Below are 20780 nucleotides of genomic sequence, written 5' to 3'. Positions count from 1 at the left end.
GGTTTTTTTTGTTGAAGTTTATTTGTTCAGAAGGTTAAAAAAACCACTAATACTTCTCGGTAAGTGGTTATTTTCACTGTGGTGTTCTTAAATTCTTGAGCTTTGGTCAAGTTTTTTTAAAATCGTCATTAAGTGTTTTCTATATTCAATATATGTTTTGTTGTGACGCATCAATAACTTCACCTCTCCATGTATGCCTAGATATCTCTCCATATCACCTATTGATATAAATGTCTGTTTTTTAATGTTATTCAATTTATCGCTCACATTTGTTCGTTATTAAATTGATATCTTATATTGTGATTTTTTATATTCAATGGAACGCTTTGTTCCCTATGATTAAGGTGATTTGCGTTTTTCGAGTTTTTACATTTGGCTCTGCGTTTTTATAGTTTATATAAAAGTGTAGATGCTCTATTTATAAATATGAATGGTATCGAAGATTTAATAAACTACACTTTATTAGATAATCAACTAGGAAAATAATTGTATGAAAAAAATGATGTTGTGCTTTGCCTTTCTTCCATTTGCATGTAACGCCGATTACTTCGTTGGAGGTGGTTACTCTTATTATAATGCTGAGTTAAGTTCAGGGGCATTCTCTGAAGACACTAATCGTTCATCTGTGTCTCTAAGAACCGGTGCTATTTTAGATAATAATCATCGACTTTACCTCGATCTGGCAACTGGATTTGAGGCTGATGATATTAAATTGAATACATATACAGCGAATTACGAGTATTTAGTTCCAATTAATGATGACTTCAATTGGTTTGCTGGGGGACATATTGGGTTAACTACAATTGATGATATCGCCTATGATGAAAACTATAGCGAGTTTTTATATGGCGTTCAAACAGGAATTGATTATCAGCCGACACAAAATATAACGACGACTTTAGCTTATCGATATGGTGCTTCAGAAATCGACGCGTATGAACGACTTGACCTCAATACTTCGGGGTTCCAACTGTCTTTAGATTATACTTTTAATTAAAAGTATTTTTACGTTAAAAACAAACAGTGATTTATAGGCGTTGAGATAACTAGTCTTTACGTCTATTTTTCTTTTTCTTTTTCTTCATTTCTCTGTTTTGACGTAAAGCACCTGCGGTTTTTGATAAATTTGAGCGAGTTAGTCATTCGGTTGGTGATAAGGGTTATCTGAAACTCAGTCTGATTCTTTCCCTGTTTTCGACTAAGATGGGTGTGAAACGCTTTGTTTCGTTGTGAGTCATATCTCAAATGTTAAGATTGCTTCATGTTCTAATGTAGAGTGGTGATGTGATGGAATCTTATAGTTGTCCTCAGTTTTTTTTGTTTGATAATAAGAAGTTTTTCGATGATGGGGTTGTTATGAATCGTGATGGTGAATACATCTGTCGGTTATCTAAAGCAGCTTATCGGGTTTTGTGGCTTTTTGTAGAAAACACGTCTGTAATCTATTCTAAATCTGATCTGTTAAAAATTGGGTGGGGGGAGCAAAGTGTAGCAGAGGCATATGTTGCGATAATCATTTCCAAGTTGAGATCATTGCTGTCTAAGCATTATATCGCTACTGTTAGAGGCTTAGGTTATGTTTGCAACCCTTAAATTGAGCTTTTTATAGGAGGTTATGTATCAACAAGATTATTCAAAGGTTACTTACATTTGTTTCCGTTTATGAAAAAAAGACTTTTCGTAACGCTTCAGATAGTTTGAATGTATCTTTAGCTACAGTATCACGGCATATAAAGTGGTTGGAAGATGACATTAATAAAAAACTATTTATTAAGACAACTTCAGGTGCGATTCCTACTCCGGACGGCGATGCATTGTATATTGTCATTAAGAAATATATAGGAGAAATATGTGGTGCCGTTGAAAAGTTTAAATCTGACAAGCACATAATTACATATGTGCACCCTCATTTATTTCAGGATTCGATGGTTAAGTACTTATACAGTGATTCAATGGAACAAAGCTGTCGATACTTCGAGTTACAACCTCCTTCTAGTCGCGATATGTTGATAGAAATGTTGAAATATGGGGAGCTCGATTTTGCAATTGATTATGTTGCAAGTAACGATCCAGCAATCGAGTCAATCGAATCCATGCCTGTAGATCTTTCTATTTATGGTTCGCGTAAATTCTATAGTGAGACACTGTTTTGTGTAAAGGATAATCAGTTTAAAGTAAAAGATGATGCTTTTTCTATTGATGATTTTTTTTATGTTAAACATCAGTGGCTAAATTATGTTGGTGAGTTGCTAAATATTAAGCTTGGTGTTGATTGTGATTCTAATATCGGTTCGATTTGTTTATCTAAGAAAAGTGTTAACTTCTTGGTTTGCGAAACGCCATATTTATCTCTTTTTGCTAAAACTATAGAAACTGAAAGTGATATATTTAATTTGAGCGATGATTATTTAAGTCAGTCATTTTATATTTTGGTTTCTAGAGCTAAGCTCAAGAGTAAGCCATTTCTCGAAGGTGTTATATCTGAACTAAGACAAAAATTTTGTGTTTCATGATTAATTTCATCGCTATTCTTCAGGCGTAAGTTCATCTGTGAATGTACTAAGAGCCTGCGGTTTACATTCCTATCATTGGCACCTGTCAAGAACCTATTCACCAATACAGGCCTTGGAACTCTAGGTCGGACGATGGCATTAGGTTCAGGAAAGATTTTGATACGCGCGACAGTTGGTTCAACTAGTGGTAGTGAAACTGATGACTTAAGTATCCACCGCTATTTGTAGTGATATGATGCAGTGATAATTAACAACCCCATTCTTAAGTTTTCAAATGGGGTTATGGGACAGAGAGACAAGATTATCTGGTGGCGGTTTCTAGCACGTGGGTAAATCTATCCCAGGATTTTTGGTTAGCTTCTTGTTGATAGTTGTTTGAGCCGAATACGGTAAAGGCATGTGGCGCACCACTGTAGGTAATCATTTCATGGGGAACTTTGATCGTTTCAAGTTGAGCGGCGAGGCTGCTAAAGTCTTCCATTGAGATCACGGCATCAGCTGTACCATGGAACACCACAACAGGAGCTTTTGTCTCTGAGTAGTCTTGCCCTTTTGGTGTTGATAAACCGCCATGGAAGGTGACATAAGCTTTCGATGGGATACCCGCACGAGCGGCTTCTAAAACGGCTGCGCCACCAAAACAGTAACCCATCATCACGTTGTTATCTAAGTTACCACCAAGCCTTTTCGCTTCCATTGCTCCCGCGCTAAGTAGCGCACGCATTTTTTCTCTGTCTTTATACAGCTCGCCGGTGTGTTGTTTTTTATCTTTTACTTCGGTCGGGCGAATGCCTTTACCAAATAGGTCGATGGCGAACACGTTGTAACCGAGTTCGTTGAGCATCTCAGAACGTTTCTTTTCGTAATCGGTTAAGCCATCCCAATCGTGTATTAGCAGTACCAAAGGTGCTTGGTCACTGGCTTCACTCCAATAACCTTCGTAATCCATTCCATCGACTTGGTAAGTGACGTTTTCTCCTGATATCGCAGAGAAGGGCAGTAAAACTGAAAACAGGCCGAGCGTGGTGAGTTTTCGCATGCGTTATTCCTTTCGAAGACAATTGACGTTTCAATCGAAAGTATAGATAACGCGATGATTCTCGCCAGATTTTATATCTAACGTGAAATGTCTGGCTGGGATATCTGGAAATCTATATCTGATGAACACAGAAAATGGCTTTTGACATTATAACTAAGCATTTTTAAGGTAGGGTAAGTGTGCCAGGGAGGGGGGGGCAAAGCTTCAGAACGATATGCGTGTATTATTCAGGAAAATCTCGACCGCTCATAATCGTATATCCATCAATTTGATCGAAATAGTGAAAGCTGACGAATTTTAGCTCTTTCTGAATGACAGATACCACCTTAATTGGCGGTATCTGTGTTGATATTAGATCGCTAGTTCGCAGGCGCTTTCGCTATAAATTGCAGATTATATACAAAATTAAAGGTGTTTGTGTTTGTGTTTTTGTTATTAATATGCCGATTGGACATTAATGCATTTACTATTGAATCAAAAAGCGTCCGTGGGCTTTGTTATTAATCCTCTGATATAAATATGGCCGTTTCTTCGAAGCCAAAATCCCATGTCAGGTTGACCATTAATCTTCTTGAGGTAAATTCACCGTTTGAGCTGTCACCTATGCTTGGAGTGAAGTGATAGCCGCCTTGGATGGTGAAGTCATCAGTGATACGATAAAATACACCACCTTCGAAAATGAGACTCCAACCATCGCTTTTGAAGTTGGTTTGGAAGTGGGGATCATCTGGTAGTTTTTTCTCTAAGTCCCACTTGGCTGTACCTAAACGAGCATATAAACCTAGGTGGTTGGTTAGGTTTAAATCATACTTTCCCGCGATTTCCCACTGTTTATATTCAATGTTAATTCCTTCATCTTTAAATGGAGCATCACTTGGGAAGAAGTAATTAAATTCAAGAGCCCAATCTGGTGACAATCGCATGCCAAATAAAAGGTTAAAATTTGATTCTGCGGGTTTATCGGCTGCTTCACTATCCAAGGCGACTCCTCGTGAAGAGCCACCGCCAATGTAATATTGGTTTGGAAAGATTAGGAAATAACCTTGATCATTTTTGGTTTGACTTTCTGAGTCATTTTCATCCTTATGCAGCATGAGCTCATGTTCGGGTGGCACACTTTGTGTCGTTGTGATTTGTTTTGACTTGTTAGACGTAGTCCTATTGGAATCCTCATGTATTACAACTCGACATTGTCCGGCTGCGTGCATTTCATTGTTATCAGAGGTAGATGCGCACCCAGAGGTAATCAGAGTGATGATAAATGCAGTGATGGACTTGATGATAAATTTCATTAGTTATCCTTCAACTGCAATAATATTGTTTGCATTAATGGTGATGATGTTTGACTTCATTCCATTAAAGCTTGCCTGGAGCCTCGCAATACCGTCATGCATTACAATAACATTGGAGTCAGTGAGCGATACGCTCTCATTGTTCGAACTTGTCCAGTGAGCGCTGTCGCTTAAATCTGTAACAACACCATCGCTGTGCTCGGCGTAAGCGAACACTTTTTGCTTAGATTCATTAAGTTCAATACGAATCGAATCGATAGGAGCGTTCGTTACTCTTAACCAAGTCGAATTAATGTAGTTACCGTAACTTGATAGTTCCAGTGTAAAGTTGCCTACTCTATTAGGTAAAATCCAAGAGTTAGCTTCTACTTGAGCGATGTCGTTTTGTGCAGATCTGAATTGAGCTTTATTTATACGATTAACATTTGGGTTTAGTAATGAGGCAATTTTCTGTTTTGAATTTAAACGAACCCCCGTCACTTTGGGGTTGATTGGGGCTGAGAATGTAGCAGGGGTTACATGTACACTAACATCTGTTTTACAAACCCCTCCGAAAGCAGAGCAATCACCATCATTGTAAGTTCTCAATTTGAACGACACTGGTATCGAGGTGTTTACCGGTGTTTGTTTCTTTCCTACAAAGTACCAGTTGGTGTCGTCAAAAGAACCTATAGACACATAATCGTTTACATTATCACAGTTAGAATCGTTACTTAGGTTGTAGCATATTTCTAGATCATTTGAGATCGTCGACACAGGGAAGATATCATAACCATCATTGTAAATGGTTAGTACTGTGAATGGTTCAGTTTGTTGGCCTTCTTCGATCACGAATAGTGTTGGCTCGGGGGTGCCGGACAGTTTGATGTCTGTAATAACGTAAGGAACGAGGTTAACGTTAATGGGTTCGCTTGAAAGCACAGTTGACCCGTTATCAACGTAATGAGCGATGATTGCAGCTTCAGTCCCTGATGCAAGATTGCCACCTTGAATATGAAAGTTGTAAGCATCATCGTTGACAGCCTGGGCAACATCTGGATTTGTAGAGCTGATGTTTAGTGTGTCATTAACTGGTACTGATAATTCACAGTCACCGGAATACTCAGCTTTAACACTAAATGATTCACGACTTGGTTTATTTTCGGGAATGGTGATATTTAGCGGATCGTCTGAACTTGCTGATGGAACGATACGTAAGTTAGTGATTGTTTGATTTTTTACCGTAACTTCAATATGAGCCATTACTTGATCGGAGAAGCGAGCAAAGATCATTGCTTTACCACCACCAATCGCAGTAAGTCGACCTTTGTACGCGTCGTTATTTACTTCAACAACGTTAGTGTTTTCACTGTGCCACTCAGAGTCACGAGTCACATCCGTAACTTTACTTTCACCTGTTATGTTTGTGGTAATACTCGCGAATGCTTGACCTAACTCCTTAGGGCAGTAGGCAAATTGACCATCTTCAAGGTTTATGTCGAAATCTTGAACGTAGTTCGTGTTTGATATAAATAATGTTGATTCGTTGTTATCCGTTGGAAGAGAATCGTGCTGGAACGAAACGGTACCTATTGACTCTACGTCAACTAAATCATCAGTAAATGTGTAACCCGTGGGTTTACCAATACAGCGAGTATCCATACCAATGTTGTCGTCATCACCTGCATTACAAACCGTGATATTATTTGGGCCTTCAGAGTCAGAACTCCAAGTTACGGAACTCGAAATGTCCTGAAGCTTAATCTCATCGTAACCGTTTATTTCAAAATATGCGGATGCCTTGTACTGAACATCACCACCTTGAGGGATTTGGTAAAAGTTAGGTGAAATGTTTACGTCACTAAGTGTATCTATGAACAGGATATCTACATGTTCACTATTACTCACATATTGATTTAAGTAGTGAGCATTTACCGTAGTAACTTCATCTTTCCCGGGAGTCAATTCACTGGAGGTAAGGAGACCTGTTGCGTTAATAGATGTATTGCTGTTAGAGGTGCTCCATTCAACTTCATTTGTAACATCGACTGACTCACCAGTGTTAGTGTTCGTATAGGTTGCACGAAATTGTCCTTCGGTAAGAGAGGTTATTGAAGGTTCGGTGATACCAGATATAGGATTTATTAATTCAATCCTCAGTTCACGATTTGCTTTGCCCGCACCTTCGGAGCCTAGGCAACCTACAAGAAATAAAGGGGCAGTTAGATAGAGAGCTTTTTTAAATTGATTACTCATTGATGTTTTTCTCTGTAATTTTATTTGTGTTTTCGATCGTTTCTTTCTTACTAGCCATTGGTATAGGTTCATCTAAATGGGTGAAGTAGGTAATGATAAATGCAGAACTAAAGTCTTTATCCATAGATATGTTGTCACGGACTGCTTTGATTTTGTCGTGTTCGTAAGGACCTAGGACAACTTTGTATCGGCCTGATGTTTTTATCACTGCAGAATTGTCAGGGAAGCGAGGTTTTACAGCATTAAGTACGCGGTTAGCATTTTCTTTAGTTTTGGAGGTGAAGATTTGAACATAAAACGCTTCTCGTAAGTTAATGCGTTGTTCCGTAATGACGTCTTCACATCCAACGCTTTCGATGTGTTGTTTTTCTATATTGCGTTTTTGCACGCAACCTGTACTAAATGCAATAATAGTTAGCACTAGTAATGGTTTTATTAGTCTTTTCATAAAATTATATTTTTTATATTGTGATGAGTATTAAGGGTATCAAAATCTATTACAAACAAAGGATGGGATATTTCAAGAAGCCAATGTTTCACTTCAGAAGAAGAGTTAGCAACCTATTTTTGTATTTCGAAAAGAAACTATATAAAGGTCATCGTTGTCTTAATTTTGACCACTGTCGTTACTTGACGAGATATAAAGTGGTAAGTATGCTTTATTTTTTACATTGCTTGGAAAAATCAAAGAATAGCTAAAGTCGATCTTGATTATAATTATCACTTAAACTTAAGGGTTTTCTGAGGAAACATATTGGAATTATGTTGTAATAAACCCCTTACATTCGCTTGTTATATAAGTTCATCGGGAGGAGTTAGTGATTTCATTAAGTTTAGTTGTAATTATTCAGCTTACTGCTTTTATATTTTTCTAAGGCAAGCTTGAAAGTAAATTATGCTTCGGTAATACAATATTAAACTAATTTATTTTTCGTATATTGAATTTATAGCTTATCTGGAGTGTGGAAAAAATAGCCTTGTAAATAATCAGCATCAATTTTTTGAGCTCTTTTGAATAGTGCCTCATCTGAAACGCCCTCTAGAATAACTTTAGCTGTCGGGGTACTGTTGCGAATCAGGTTTACAAGCTTCTTTATGTTACTTAGTGGTAGTGATGTGAAGGATTGCGCACTGATTTTTACATAATCAGGTTGTATCCTCTTGAGTTCTAGCTGTGAGAACTTATTGTTTATTATGAAGTCATCTAGCGCGATAGGTATTTTGGTGTTTTTCAGTGTCATTATAGCTTTCATCCCCTCAGTATGTTGCCATGAAATTAGGGACTCTGTGATTTCAACAACTATTGAGTTTTGGTTGTGTGTTAGCGATTTCATGATCTTTTCAAAATTTTTTTTGTGAAGTGAACTATTAGTTAGATTTACAAATACTTTCTGCGACTTCGGGAACTTATGAATATTTAATTGATCTAATACTTCAAGGTCTAATATATGACCTCTTTCGTTTCTTTCCAAATTGTTAACAAAAGTTTGAATGTCGACATCCCTTTTAGAGCGGGTCAATATTTCGAGTAAATTTGTGTTAGAGCCTTGTGCGGTGCAAATATGCTGCTTCACAAGTTGAATATCGGTCTGTTGAATGGTTGTATTCATCATTTTACTCTTAGTGTTTTAGGTGTTGTTATTGATAGTGTGTTATGTTTCAGATCTTGGGTTATAACCATATCTGTTATGGTAAGGCTGCCCTTTTTTTGAAAGAAAAAATATCAGTAAAGCCATTCCCATACCAGGGATAAGTAGCATAAATATGAGCCATCCAGAGTGTCCAGTGTCATGGATGCGTCTGATAAATAAAGATATGAGTGTTAATGTACTGAGACATATGTAAAGTGAAAGCACTGCATTGCTGGTAACACCAATTAGGTAGCCATAAATAAGGTAAAGACAAATGATAATATGCGGTATCATGAAAGATACAATATCGGTACGGGTGCTACGACCAGAGGTTGTTAGAGTGTTTGATAGGGCTTTACAATATAACTTCATGGTTCTTCTATTAAATATTAACGCTAAAGAATTTAGTATTTTCTGACGTCCTCTTCTTATTGTCGATTATAAATCGATTATAAATTACATGAGAGTAAGGAAAGAGCATTAAAATAGAGAATGATAGTCTTGGATAGCTAACTTGAAATGTATGGCAGGGGTAACAGGTGGCTATTACTGATAAACAGCCATCGAAAGGGAGTGCGATGGCTGTTCATGATGCGCTGAGAAATTCTCAGTTCGCAGAAACGCGGGGTATTAGAGTAGAAAAGAACGGATTACTACCAAGTAGCGTTATCAGCGGTGTGACTACTTCGAAGTTCTGGGTACTTACGTTGATAGCGCGGCAACATCGACTCATTACCTAAGATGCCACCTTGATGGATATAGATGACAGTTTTGGTTGGGTTCTCTTCTTGCCATTGTTCTAAGCACTGCCACATCAATGGGTCGTAAAGCAGGTCAAACTCGATGTCGGTTTGCTCTTGTAGATCCAACCAAGTTTGATAGTCCTGCTGGTACAACTTACCAAAGTGGTGTTTGGCTTTAAGCGGTAATATCTGCGGGTGATCGGTTTCGCCAAGCTCGTTGAACTGTTGCGTTAGGTAATCACTGCCGCCAACACACGCACAGGTTAATACCGGGATGTTGTGTACTTTTAAATGCTTATGTAGATACAGAGCCGTGCTGCCTGTGCCTGCTGGCAGTGCCACCACGAAATCGTGTTTGTTTTCGAAACGTGTCCAGCTGAGGATTTCAATCGCCAGTTGCTTCACGCCGTATTCAGAAAGCTGAGAGCGTCCACCTTCTGGTAACACTATGCATTGTGAATCTGGTTGTCTTACTTGCTCAATATACTCTTGTGGATGAAGCTCAGTGCCTGTTTCTTTGACTGAAATAACCTTAGCCCCAAGGTCGATAGCGCCACGGTAGTTGCCGAGTGGACGTTCTTGTAGCCATTGAGGCAGGTGGTCTACGTAAAACTCAAGCGTCCAACCTTTGATTTTTGCAAGTGCGGCTAGTGAGAACAAAGAGTTAGCTTGAACGGAGCCATAGCTTATTAGAGTGGTGGTGTTTGGGCTATCGTCTTCCAATAGCTTCATGAACTTTCTGGCTTTGTTGCCGCAAAAGTGGGAGTGAAGCTGATCGTCACGCTTTAAGAAAAAGGTGTGCTCGTTGTATTGATGTTGAGTTACAGGGCTATTATTTAGTTTCATCGCACTTAGACAAAATGCTGACTCAAGAGCCAGCATTTATTGTTCGAATAGGACTAACGAGTATCTAGTAGCTAGGGACCGCTGTAAACCAACTAAATCAAGTTTTCGCTCGATATTGAGCCGCGAACTACGAATTCATTTGCTCTGAGGTTGATGTGGATAGATCGGTTTGAAAGGTGATTTTAGCGTTACATCCACCACAACTGCGATTGACCAATTCAAAGCCCCATTGGAAGCGTTGACATAAGTCCTCGACAATCAATAAACCTAATCCATGCCCATTCGGATTGTACTGTTCTTGTAGGCCTTCGCCTTGATCTTCAATCACAACACTCTCTTGGGACAGAGTGACCGTTACGGTGCCACTATTGGTCGCTGCAATGGCATTTCTCAACAAGTTTCCGACCAACATATTCATTATCGCGCTGGTGGCTTGAATGGTGGGTTCGGATTGAACGTGCATGGAAATTTCGACGTCTTTCTCATCCGCCTGTGCTGAGTTTTTTGAGACGATAGCCTCTAACTCTTGTTGGCTAAACAGTCGCAGTGGCGCATCGTCACTGTTTCTTTCGTAACGCACCAGGCCGAGTAGGGCATCGACCATCTCCGACATCTGAACAATGGCTTCATCAATTCGCTCAATTTGGCGAGATTGAAACTCGGTGGTTTCGCTTCTTAGTAGCAATTTATTTGCGCCACGAGCGACGGTTAACGGTGTTCTCAATTCGTGACTTGAGTAACGAGCAAACGCCTGTTCACGTTTGAGTAAGGAATTGATTTCTCTTCGATACTGATTGAGTTGGTTAGTGAGCTGACGAAACTCAACCGCGGCGTCGTCATTGACACTAAATTCTTCATTGAGGTTAAGCTTATTCGATTCCAGTTGTTCGGAAATAGAATTGAAGGGTTCAATTAGCCGTTTAGATAATCGATAGAGTAGGGCGCCAAAGCTAAAAATTAAAATAGAGAGCAGAGTCAGTACAAAAGTGGTCGCATACACCAATTCGTAAACATCAATTTCGACACGGTCAATCTCAGAAAGCAGGATTATCGGATGGGTTTCTCCCTCATCAGAATACTCGCCCACATACACCATTCGTGATTCAGGCTCTTCACCCACCTCGCCAACAAAGCTTTCTTTGTCTTTAATGTACTTGAGGTATTCTGCAGGTATCAATGAAGGGTCGTTGTAGGCGATCGTCAGGTCATCAATTCTTAACTCACCGCTTTCGCCGGCTTGGAATAAACCAACCGCATAGTTACGGTCAATCAGGATGCGTCTTTCACCGACGCGATCTTCTGACATGTAAAGTGCAGCAATAAAAACTAAATAGACAAAGGCCGATACAATCACGGCCATTAACCCAAAGAAAACCGCTAAGCGACCCGTTAGGGTTTTGGTGCTCGTGAGAACATTTAAAATCAATTCGATGACTCCAGACGGAATCCAATTTTAGGGACGGTAATTAGCATCTGAGTATCAAAAGGCTTGTCGAGTTGGTTACGTAATTGATAGATGTGACTGCGTAACACATCATTGTTGGGTTCGTCTTCTTCCCAGAGTTTGTAGGAGATATCTTCGCGAGTAACCACTTCTGGTGCTTTTTGGCACAACATTTCAAGGATGGTGTAAGTGGTTGGGTTGAGTGCGAGCAGCTTATCCTGACGGTAGGCTTTACGCGTTTTTTGGTCGATGGTGAGTTCATCAAACTGCAATTTAGAAGACGCCACTTTTCCGCGGTAACGACGAACCAGTGCGTTCATTCTCGCTTCTAAAATATCCAAGTCGAAAGGCTTGGTTAGGTAATCATCGGCACCGTGTTCAAACCCTTTCAACATGTCTTCACGGCTATCAAGCGCGGTAAGCATCAGGATCGGAGTTGTATTGCCTTGGTCTCTTAGCTTGTTACAAACCGTTAGGCCGTCCATTCTCGGAAGCATCAGATCTAATATGATGATATCAAAAGAGTTATCCATCGCGAGTTGCAAGCCAAGCTCACCGTTGTCCGCGTAATCGAGCTCCATCCCAATGCACTCAAAATAATCAAATAATACGCCTGCAATTTCGCGGTTATCTTCGACTAATAGAACTCGTTTCATTTTGATTCTCATACAGAAATAGACGGTAACATTATCCTGAGTGAGCGTGAAAAATATGTCAATAACATAACTTTCACTTATGAGGGGGTAGATTGGATTCAGATTAAAAAATTAGAAGAACGTATTATGTCTGAACTTCATATTAGCCGACCTAAAGTCTCCACATCACGGATCAATCCTGCCGTTTCACTATCGATCATTGTGCCGTTTTACGATGAACAAGAGGTGTTAGAAGAGTTTCATTCTCGCTTAACCAAGGTGCTGGATAGCTTACCCATCACCAGTGAAATCGTTTATGTCGATGATGGCAGCAAAGACAACAGCTTGGATTTGGTGAGTTCATTCACTTCAATCAATAGCTCAATTTCTGTGATCGGTTTAAGCCGCAACTTTGGTAAAGAGTCCGCGATGAGTGCTGGCCTCGAACACTGCCGAGGACAAGCGGTAATCTTACTTGACGCCGATCTGCAAGATCCACCCGAGCTGATTCCTCAAATGATTGCCAAATGGCGCGAAGGTTATGACGTAGTCAATATGCAGCGCAGCCAACGTGACGGTGAGACGTGGTTTAAGAAGTTTTCAGCAGCAAGCTTTTACAAAGTCATGAACGTGGCAGCGAAGATCGATGTTCCAGAAAATGTGGGTGATTTTCGACTGTTAAGCCGAGAGGTTGTCGACCATATCAACCAACTGCCTGAACGTAACCGTTACATGAAAGGCATCTTTTCATGGCCAGGTTTTAGACAAGCAACGATTCAGTTTAAGCGCGATGCTCGCTTCTGTGGCGAGACCAAGTGGAACTACCTCAAGTTAATCGGATTGGCGATGGATGGCATCACATCGTTCTCTATCCGCCCACTGCGTATTGCGACGGCCGTCGGAGGCTTAGTGGCACTTACTGCTTTCGTGTACGGCGTCTTCATCGTGTTCAAAACCATGATGTTTGGTGAGCCTATTACTGGCTACCCATCCATGATGGTGGTCCAACTTGCCCTTGGCGGCATTCAACTTCTGAGTATTGGTTTAATGGGGGAGTACATAGGTCGTATTTTCATCGAAACCAAGAACCGTCCTTTGTATCTGATTCAATCGGTGGTCGATACCCCAGCATTAAAAACACATTTTAAATTAGAGGAGTCAGCATGAGCCTGAACCGAACGCACCTATGGTATTTGTTGGCTTTTGCATTGGTTCTAAGGCTCTTATCTCTGGCGACATACCCTTTAATGGATACTACGGAAGCGCGCTACGGTGAAATGGCTCGCTTGATGGTAGAAACCGGCAATTGGTTAACCCCTCAATTTGATTACGGTATCCCTTTCTGGGGTAAACCACCGTTGTTCACATGGATGAGTGCGGCTGGGATTGAGCTGTTTGGTTTGAGTGAGTTTGCTGTGCGAGCGCCACACTGGTTAGCCGGTTTCGCGACGATTCTGTTGGTTGCGTACATGGCCAAGCGTACCGGACAAAGTGCCTTGGTGGCGGCTGTGGTATTGGCGACATGTGGGATTTTCTCTATTGCGGCGGGTGCTGTGATGACCGACATGGCGTTAACGTTAGCGATGACCATTGCCATGTTAGGTTTTTATCTATGTTGGTTAGGAGGAGAAGGTTCGAAGGGAGAAGGCAGTGCGAAGACTAAGCGGTCTTGGGGCTATGTTGGTTTCATTGGTTTAGCACTAGGCTTGCTGGCAAAAGGGCCGGTAGCGATTGTGATCATGGGTATCGCTGTTTTCCCTTGGTTAGTATTACAACATGGCTTGTTTGGCGCTTTCAAAGTGTTATGGCAACGCTTTCCACTGTTGTCTGGCTTAGGTGTGATGCTGGCGATTGCTTTGCCTTGGTACATCATGGCTGAAATGGCAACACCGGGCTTTATCGATTACTTTATTGTTGGCGAGCACTTTAAGCGTTTTGTTGTGAGTGGTTGGGAAGGGGATCTTTATGGTTCGGCACATGATGAAACAAGAGGGATGATTTGGGTTTTCTGGATTCAAGCGGCTGCGCCATGGTCGATTGTGTTGCCTATTTTGACTTTCGCCCGTCGTAAGAAAATCGCAGAAGTTAACGCTGAACATAGTGGGTTGTTTTCATTCCTTGTGTGTTGGTTGGTCTCTCCTTTAATTCTTTTTACCATGGCAGGTAATATTCTTCCTGCGTATGTGTTGCCGGGTATTCCGGCCCTTGGCTTGTTGGTTGCTATACTCATAATTGAAAAAGATAAGAAGTGGTTTTCGAGTGTGGCTTTGGTGCTACCTGTGCTGTTAATGATTGCGATGGTCTACTTGAATTTAGGTAAAGCGAACGAGAAAAGTGACCGTATTATCTTTGAACAGATTACGGATGAAGCGCCCAGCTTTTATGTAGGTAAACGACCATTCTCTGGGCAATTTTATAGTCATGGTCAAGCGAAAAAACTTCTCGATATCGAGCTGCTAGATGGCATTGATAAGTTCTATCTGATTGGTAAAAGATCTGAAGTGGAAACCAAGATTAAAGACAACGCGTTAACCTGTATTTTAGAGCCGACGGTGAAAATAAAGCGTGCTTTATTCAGTTGTCATAGCCAAAACATTAAACCAAATTTATCGTTGAGTCATATTCGAAGTGAAAGTGATGTCCAGCGTTAACTCAAGGCTAAGAATGTTCAATAATAAGCTTCAAACACACAGCCAGAGGTTACAGTCTCACCACAAGATGGTTCGATTTGCGGTGGTCGGCGTTGGGGGATTTGTTGTTGATTGCTCTGTGTTTGTGTTGCTGCATTACGTTATTGGACTGCCGCTGATGCGTGCTCGAATTGGCTCTTTCATCGTTGCTGCAACGACAACCTGGTTTGGTAATCGAGTGCTGACCTTTGAGTTCAAAGGTCAGGGGAGTTGGTCCGAAAAGCTGATTCAGTGGCAAAAGTTCATGTTTTCAGCATCGATATCGGCGATTCCTAATTTGCTGTGCTTTAAGTTGATGGCTGAATTGCTGCCTGCATTTACTGGGGCTGTGTTTATCGCTATGGCGGTTGGTATCTTGGTGGGCATGGTCACTAACTATTTGTTTAGTCAGTATTGGGTCTTCACCCGTTAAGCTTTCTTGCAATCAATTAGCCAAGTGAAAACTGGTACAGACACAAAAAAGCGCAGCTAAATAGCTGCGCTTTGTGTTTTTACGATAGCGAAGTAAATTGGCTCGCGATATTAGCGTTGTGCTGCGCGCTGGCGGTTCTTGCCGTTGCCAGCAGGTTTGCCACCTTGACCATTACCTGCTTTGTTGCGGTTTCCGCTGCCATTGCCTTGTGATTGACCACCAGGACCTTTCTTAATGAAGCCAGTCGCTGGTTTACGACCGTTGCCATTACCGCCGCCTTGGTTAGCATTACCTTGGCTACCGTTGCCGTTACCAGTCGGCTTCTTGCCACCCGGTTTCTTTCCGGAGTGGTTACGTGGACTTTCGCCACCAAGACCTGGCTGAGATTTACTGTGCTTAGTCGCAAAGCGCTGTGAACCGTGACGACCAGATTTACGACGTTGTGCAGGTGTTTGCGCATCAAAATCTTCTGCTGGTACTAGGCAGTTTGCTTTGTCACCAATTAGATGCTGTTTACCCATGCTGATCAGTGCTTCACGGATGATCTTCCAGTTTTCAGGATCGTGGTAACGAAGCAGTGCTTTATGCAGGCGACGTTGACGATCACCTTTCGGTACAGGAACATCTTCACGCTTCTTATATTTCACGCGTTTCAGAGGGTTAGTCTCTGAGTAGTACATCGACGTTGCGTTACACATTGGCGATGGGTAGAAGTTCTGTACTTGGTCACACTCGTAGTTGTGCTTTTTAAGCCACATTGCAAGGTTAAGCATGTCTTCATCTTCTGTGCCCGGGTGAGCAGAGATGAAGTAAGGAATTAAGTACTGTTTCTTACCGGCTTCAGCGCTGTACTTCTCGAACATCTCTTTGAAACGATCGTAAGTGCCCATACCCGGCTTCATCATCAGATCCAGTGGGCCTTTTTCAGTATGCTCTGGAGCAATCTTCAAGTAACCACCCACGTGGTGAGTCACAAGCTCACGAACGTATTCTGGAGATTCAATCGCTAAGTCGTAACGAACACCAGAAGCGATCATGATCTTCTTAACGCCCGGTACTTTTCTCGCAGAGCGGTACAGGTCGATGGTGTGTTGATGGTCTGTGTTTAGCTTTTCACAGATTTTCGGGAACACACATGATGGACGACGACAGTTAATTTCAGCTTTTGGATCGGAACAACCTAAACGGTACATGTTCGCCGTTGGGCCGCCCAAGTCAGAAATAGTACCTGTAAAGCCCGGTACTTTATCTTTAATGTCTTCGATTTCATCCAAGATAGATTCTTTCGAACGGTTCTGAATGATACGACCTTCGTGCTCTGTGATTGAACAGAAAGAACAACCACCAAAACAACCACGCATGATGTTAACCGAGGTTTTGATCATGTCGTATGCAGGGATTTTCGCTTTGCCGTACATAGGGTGCGGAACACGCTTATAAGCAAGGCCAAACACGTAGTCCATCTCTTCTGTGGTCAATGGAATTGGCGCTTGGTTAACCCAAAGCTCGCGATCACCGTGACGTTGAATCAGAGCACGACCTGAGTACGGGTTTGTCTCAAGGTGCAGAATACGGCTAGCGTGAGCGTAAAGAATACGGTCATTGTTTAGCTTTTCGTAACCTGGGATACGAACCGCTGTAGTTTTTGCATCGTGACGAGAAGGGCGAATAGTAATAGGTTGCGCTTTTACTTCTTCTTTTTCGTCTTTCTTGGTATCACACTGGGTTTCAACTTCGTACGGGTTCACCGGAACGTACGCTTTGTTCGGCTTTTCGATACGAGAAGAGTCAATGATCTTGAAGCCTTCAGGGGCCGCAGGAAGATTGATAGCAGTACCGCGAATATTGGTCAGCGTAGACATGTCTTCGCCGTCGGCGATGCGGTGTGCCACTTCAACCAGTGCACGCTCAGCGTTACCAAAAAGAAGAATGTCAGCTTTTGCATCAAACAATACAGAGCGACGAACTTTATCTGACCAGTAATCATAGTGAGCCACACGACGCAAGCTCGCTTCAATACCACCAAGCACGATTGGCGTGCCTTTGTAAGCTTCACGACAACGTTGAGAATAAACCAGAGTTGCACGGTCAGGACGCTTGCCACCTTCATTGTTCGGTGTGTAAGCATCATCGTGACGTAATTTGCGATCAGAGGTGTAGCGGTTGATCATGGAATCCATGTTACCCGCTGTGATGCCGAAGAATAGGTTAGGTTTACCTAGCTTCATGAAGGCATCTTTATTGTCCCACTTTGGTTGAGCAATAATGCCCACGCGGAAACCTTGAGCTTCAAGCAGACGGCCGATGATAGCCATACCAAAGCTCGGGTGATCGACATAAGCGTCACCAGTTACAATAATAATGTCACAGCTATCCCATCCAAGAGCATCCATCTCCTTTCTACTGGTAGGCAAAAAGGGTGCAGTTCCGTAGCACTCGGCCCAGTATTTTTTGTGTTCGTGAATAGGAGTGATATCGCTGTACATATTTCAACCTCTGATTTTTGAGGCGGGAATTATAGCGGCATGAGCCTAGACTAGCCAGTAGAACATGCCCCTGTTAGTTCTGGTGTCTTTCGTCTTTTCACGGTAAATGGCGACAAAAGAGCCATACAACAGCATAGTTGAAGCCTTGAATAACGTCGCTAATTTGTGATTTTGATTAGTGTTCGCAGCAGTTTTTGATATTATTCGCGAAAATAAGTCTGAAGAAGTAGATCCACAATGGTCGAAACGTTATTAGTACAATTTGCTCCGATGCTTTTAGGAGCCCAACTGATCTTAACCCTTATCTTGGTGAAAGGGGATATTTGTCCAGGGCAACGTGGTCGTATCCACAAGATGTTACCTGCGATTGGCGTGCTGTGGCTTGCCGTTGCCTCAGTAAAAATTGAAGCCTTTCTGGTCGTGTTTGCGATATTTTATTTCTATTCTCAAGTTCAAACCAAGAAGACACGTGATTCCGGCCCTATTTGGGTGATGTACTTAGCTTGTGGTTTGGCATTGTCTTACGTTGCTATTCAAGCGACGGAACAAGCAACCACTGTCGGTATCATTACTACTGTATTGCTAGTGGCACTGTTAGGCTCAGCGTTTGGCCATTTATTGCTGACGATTGCAAGAACACGCTTACAGGCATTTCACCGAGTTCTGCCCGTTGTTGGTGTGCTGACTGGGATGTTAGTGGTTTTGGCGACAGTCGTGAGTGTTTATTCTCTTTCTGAAGCTCAATTAGAGCCTGTGATTTCAACGCTACTGTTCAGCTTTGCTTTGTTAATCTCCGCTATCGTGGTGTGGTGTTGGCATTTACTGTTCGTTAAAACCCCGGAAAAACTTCAATTGACGATTTCGTTGTTGATGTTATTGGCAGCGGCTGTGGGTTTAACGCCAGTGTGGGCACTTTAATCGCGCACTTTCATTAAATACGTTCGCTCATTAATCACGCATTCTCTTTAAGAAGTGTGATCAGTTTTTTAGCATGGCGTTGGTAAGCGTTCTAAACTTAATTCTAGTCGGTGTGTTCGTAAGGAGTACGAGATGGATTTAAGCAACGTCAAAGGTTTCGATAGCATTATCTTGCTGGGAATCGTGAATGAAAAACTTCGCCTAGAGTGCGATAGCTTTGAAGAGCTGATCAGTATGTATGAAATGGATATAGAAAGTGTCGTGGGTAAGCTCGATATGCTTGGCTATCAATACGACCCATTGACTAACCAGTTTAAGTCTTATCCAAGATAGTCTATTTTCGCGAATCAACAGATATCGAAAATCATCGGTACTGAAACTAAAAAGTCACAGATTATCTGTGACTTTTTTTGTTTCTGGCGTTTGCCTTTTCGATGTAACACAGGCTTAAGCTAACCCAATAATGAACCTCTTAAACGACCTCAATACCATCTAAGTGACTCTTGCTTTGCTGTCTTGCTGTGCTAAAGAAAGCCTGTAGGTAACGTTTGTCTTTTTCTGAGTTTCTTACTGCGGCAAACAGTCTTCTTGAAAGCCCTTTACCTAACGGTTTGCTGGCTATCAAACCTTGTCTTGAGAACTCACTGATCGCCCAGTTTGGCAATGCCGCCACACCTAAACCCGCCGATACCATTTGCACCAACATCAAGGTGTTGTCTGCTTGTTTCCACTTCTTAGGTTCTACGCCTGCAGGTTGCAAAAAGTGTTTCACGACGTCTAAACGCTGTTTTTGAACAGGATAGGAGAGCATGGTGAGATCGCTAAGATCTTGCGGATCAATACTCGCTTTATCGGCCAAAGGCGAGTTGATCGCGGTGATAAGGCGCATCTCAAAATCGAACAGCGGTTCGTAGTGAACTTCAGAACGAGGCTGTATATCTGATGTGATCACCAAGTCCAATTCACCAGCCATTAACGCCGGTAGCGGTTCAAAACCAAACCCTGACGAGAAATCTAGGGTCACGCTTGGCCATGCAACTTGATATTCCTTCAAAGCGGGCATTAGCCATTGGAAGCATGAGTGACACTCAATCGCCATGTGCAATCGACCATTCACATCCTCTTTCAGGCTCGCTAACTCATTCTCTGCTTTAGCGATTCTTGGCTGTATCTCATCTGCGAGCTTAAGCAAGATCTCACCCTCAGAGGTGAATTTTACTGGCCTAGTTTTACGCAGGAAAAGCTGACCACCAATACGTGCCTCTAGGTCTTTCAATTGGTGTGAAAGTGCCGACTGAGTCAGGTGAAGAGAGGTTGCAGTCGCTGTCAGTGAGCCGCTGTCTCTTAAGGTAGTTAATGTTCGAAGGTGTTTAAGCTCTATCATGAGTATTCCTCATATTCCCTAAGCCAATTCAATATTTCTTAATAATCACCCTACGGGGTTTTTTATCATTTGTAAACGTCTAGATGTCCAGATGGATTTGTTTCGTTCATCTTAGGTTTGTTCAAGATGAATATTTTTAATAAACAAGATGAATATTTGGACGTTGTTCATCGTTCAGATTAGGTGGATAGTTTAGCCATCCAGACGCCTTTTTGAGTAATCATAATTACGACAGGCCGTTTGAACAGAAACGAGGGCGTGTTGATCTTTCGAGCTGATTTTTGCAGCGAGTTGCTGGGTGTTTCTACAAGGCAGAGGCTTTGATGTGTAGTTAGCCTACATGAGAAGCCGATAACGCAGTAGAAATGACCAGCAAACGCTGCCCGAAGGGTTCGAGCTGGGCGCCCCCGCAAAAAGCGTTTTACTCTTTGTTGAGGGAGATTTGCTTAGAATGACTAGGCTACTTCCCCCTCGCCGCGATTAAAACGCTTTTGACTAGGCGTCCCCATCCG

Annotated in this window: 17 protein-coding genes and 1 pseudogene; 8 read left to right on the top strand and 10 right to left on the bottom strand. The window is 41.9% G+C overall.

Going from position 1 to position 20780, the window contains the following annotated elements; all coding sequences use genetic code 11:
* Positions 1–490: 490 nt before the first annotated feature.
* The 3 genes and pseudogenes from MSG34_RS06905 to MSG34_RS06895 form a co-directional block, all read left to right on the top strand.
* The gene (locus MSG34_RS06905; RefSeq protein ID WP_248336820.1) at positions 491–997 is read left to right on the top strand and encodes an outer membrane beta-barrel protein; all 507 of its coding nucleotides are present in this window, start codon (positions 491–493) and stop codon (positions 995–997) included.
* Positions 998–1619: 622 nt separating this feature from the next.
* Entirely contained in the window at positions 1620–2513 is an 894-nt protein-coding gene (locus MSG34_RS06900; protein ID WP_122081737.1) for a LysR family transcriptional regulator, read from the top strand.
* 81 nt (positions 2514–2594) lie between these two features.
* Positions 2595–2741 (top strand): annotated as a pseudogene (locus MSG34_RS06895) (D-amino acid dehydrogenase); the annotation flags it as partial.
* Positions 2742–2814: 73 nt separating this feature from the next.
* On the opposite strand, the gene MSG34_RS06890 reads toward MSG34_RS06895, so the two are convergent.
* The 8 genes from MSG34_RS06890 to MSG34_RS06855 form a co-directional block, all read right to left on the bottom strand.
* Positions 2815–3552, bottom strand: a complete 738-nt coding sequence (locus tag MSG34_RS06890) for a dienelactone hydrolase family protein (protein WP_248336819.1) — start codon at positions 3550–3552, stop codon at positions 2815–2817.
* A 500-nt stretch (positions 3553–4052) separates the two neighbouring features.
* On the bottom strand, positions 4053–4844 hold the full coding sequence (locus MSG34_RS06885; protein WP_248336817.1) for an outer membrane beta-barrel protein: 792 nt from the start codon (positions 4842–4844) through the stop codon (positions 4053–4055).
* Between the two features lie 3 nt (positions 4845–4847).
* Positions 4848–7079 carry a hypothetical protein gene (locus MSG34_RS06880; protein WP_248336816.1) on the bottom strand — a complete coding sequence of 744 codons (2232 nt, stop codon included), beginning with the start codon at positions 7077–7079 and terminating at the stop codon, positions 4848–4850.
* On the bottom strand, positions 7072–7527 hold the full coding sequence (locus tag MSG34_RS06875; RefSeq protein ID WP_248336814.1) for an SPOR domain-containing protein: 456 nt from the start codon (positions 7525–7527) through the stop codon (positions 7072–7074). Before MSG34_RS06875 ends, MSG34_RS06880 begins: the two co-directional genes overlap by 8 nt.
* Positions 7528–8023: 496 nt before the next feature.
* Positions 8024–8692, bottom strand: a complete 669-nt coding sequence (locus MSG34_RS06870; protein ID WP_122081732.1) for an EAL domain-containing protein — start codon at positions 8690–8692, stop codon at positions 8024–8026.
* A gap of 671 nt (positions 8693–9363) precedes the next feature.
* Positions 9364–10299, bottom strand: coding sequence for a 1-aminocyclopropane-1-carboxylate deaminase/D-cysteine desulfhydrase (locus tag MSG34_RS06865; RefSeq protein WP_248336812.1), 936 nt, complete (start codon positions 10297–10299; stop codon positions 9364–9366).
* A 127-nt stretch (positions 10300–10426) separates the two neighbouring features.
* On the bottom strand, positions 10427–11725 hold the full coding sequence (locus tag MSG34_RS06860; protein ID WP_248336810.1) for a HAMP domain-containing sensor histidine kinase: 1299 nt from the start codon (positions 11723–11725) through the stop codon (positions 10427–10429).
* A complete protein-coding gene (locus MSG34_RS06855) occupies positions 11722–12399 on the bottom strand; it encodes a response regulator transcription factor (protein ID WP_248336808.1) in 678 nt (225 codons plus the stop codon). Before MSG34_RS06855 ends, MSG34_RS06860 begins: the two co-directional genes overlap by 4 nt.
* A gap of 126 nt (positions 12400–12525) precedes the next feature.
* Here MSG34_RS06855 and MSG34_RS06850 point away from each other — a divergent pair, with 126 nt between their 5' ends.
* From MSG34_RS06850 to MSG34_RS06840, 3 genes are read left to right on the top strand one after another with little or no spacing between them, the layout of a single operon-like run.
* Positions 12526–13545 carry a glycosyltransferase family 2 protein gene (locus MSG34_RS06850; RefSeq protein WP_050634924.1) on the top strand — a complete coding sequence of 340 codons (1020 nt, stop codon included), beginning with the start codon at positions 12526–12528 and terminating at the stop codon, positions 13543–13545.
* The gene (locus MSG34_RS06845) at positions 13542–15029 is read left to right on the top strand and encodes a glycosyltransferase family 39 protein (RefSeq protein WP_248336806.1); all 1488 of its coding nucleotides are present in this window, start codon (positions 13542–13544) and stop codon (positions 15027–15029) included. The genes MSG34_RS06850 and MSG34_RS06845 overlap by 4 nt, the downstream gene beginning before the upstream one ends.
* A complete protein-coding gene (locus tag MSG34_RS06840; protein WP_248336804.1) occupies positions 15016–15480 on the top strand; it encodes a GtrA family protein in 465 nt (154 codons plus the stop codon). Before MSG34_RS06845 ends, MSG34_RS06840 begins: the two co-directional genes overlap by 14 nt.
* Before the next feature lie 110 nt (positions 15481–15590).
* On the opposite strand, the gene MSG34_RS06835 is transcribed toward MSG34_RS06840, so the two are convergent.
* Positions 15591–17966 carry a YgiQ family radical SAM protein gene (locus MSG34_RS06835; protein ID WP_248336802.1) on the bottom strand — a complete coding sequence of 792 codons (2376 nt, stop codon included), beginning with the start codon at positions 17964–17966 and terminating at the stop codon, positions 15591–15593.
* Between the two features lie 237 nt (positions 17967–18203).
* On the opposite strand from MSG34_RS06835, the gene MSG34_RS06830 reads away from it, so the two are divergent.
* Both MSG34_RS06830 and MSG34_RS06825 read left to right on the top strand, forming a co-directional pair.
* The gene (locus tag MSG34_RS06830; protein ID WP_017069996.1) at positions 18204–18884 is read left to right on the top strand and encodes a hypothetical protein; all 681 of its coding nucleotides are present in this window, start codon (positions 18204–18206) and stop codon (positions 18882–18884) included.
* Between the two features lie 132 nt (positions 18885–19016).
* Positions 19017–19217 carry a DUF4250 domain-containing protein gene (locus MSG34_RS06825; RefSeq protein WP_004736508.1) on the top strand — a complete coding sequence of 67 codons (201 nt, stop codon included), beginning with the start codon at positions 19017–19019 and terminating at the stop codon, positions 19215–19217.
* A 139-nt stretch (positions 19218–19356) separates the two neighbouring features.
* Here MSG34_RS06825 and MSG34_RS06820 read toward each other — a convergent pair whose 3' ends face one another.
* Positions 19357–20268 carry a LysR substrate-binding domain-containing protein gene (locus tag MSG34_RS06820; protein ID WP_050621806.1) on the bottom strand — a complete coding sequence of 304 codons (912 nt, stop codon included), beginning with the start codon at positions 20266–20268 and terminating at the stop codon, positions 19357–19359.
* Between the last annotated feature and the right edge of the window lie 512 nt (positions 20269–20780).

Source organism: Vibrio sp. 1CM2L, assembly GCF_023161695.1.
In the GTDB taxonomy this organism is placed as follows: domain Bacteria; phylum Pseudomonadota; class Gammaproteobacteria; order Enterobacterales; family Vibrionaceae; genus Vibrio; species Vibrio coralliirubri.
The sequence above is the reverse complement of the archived record's forward strand: the minus strand, read 5'-3'. Positions and strand labels throughout refer to the sequence as shown.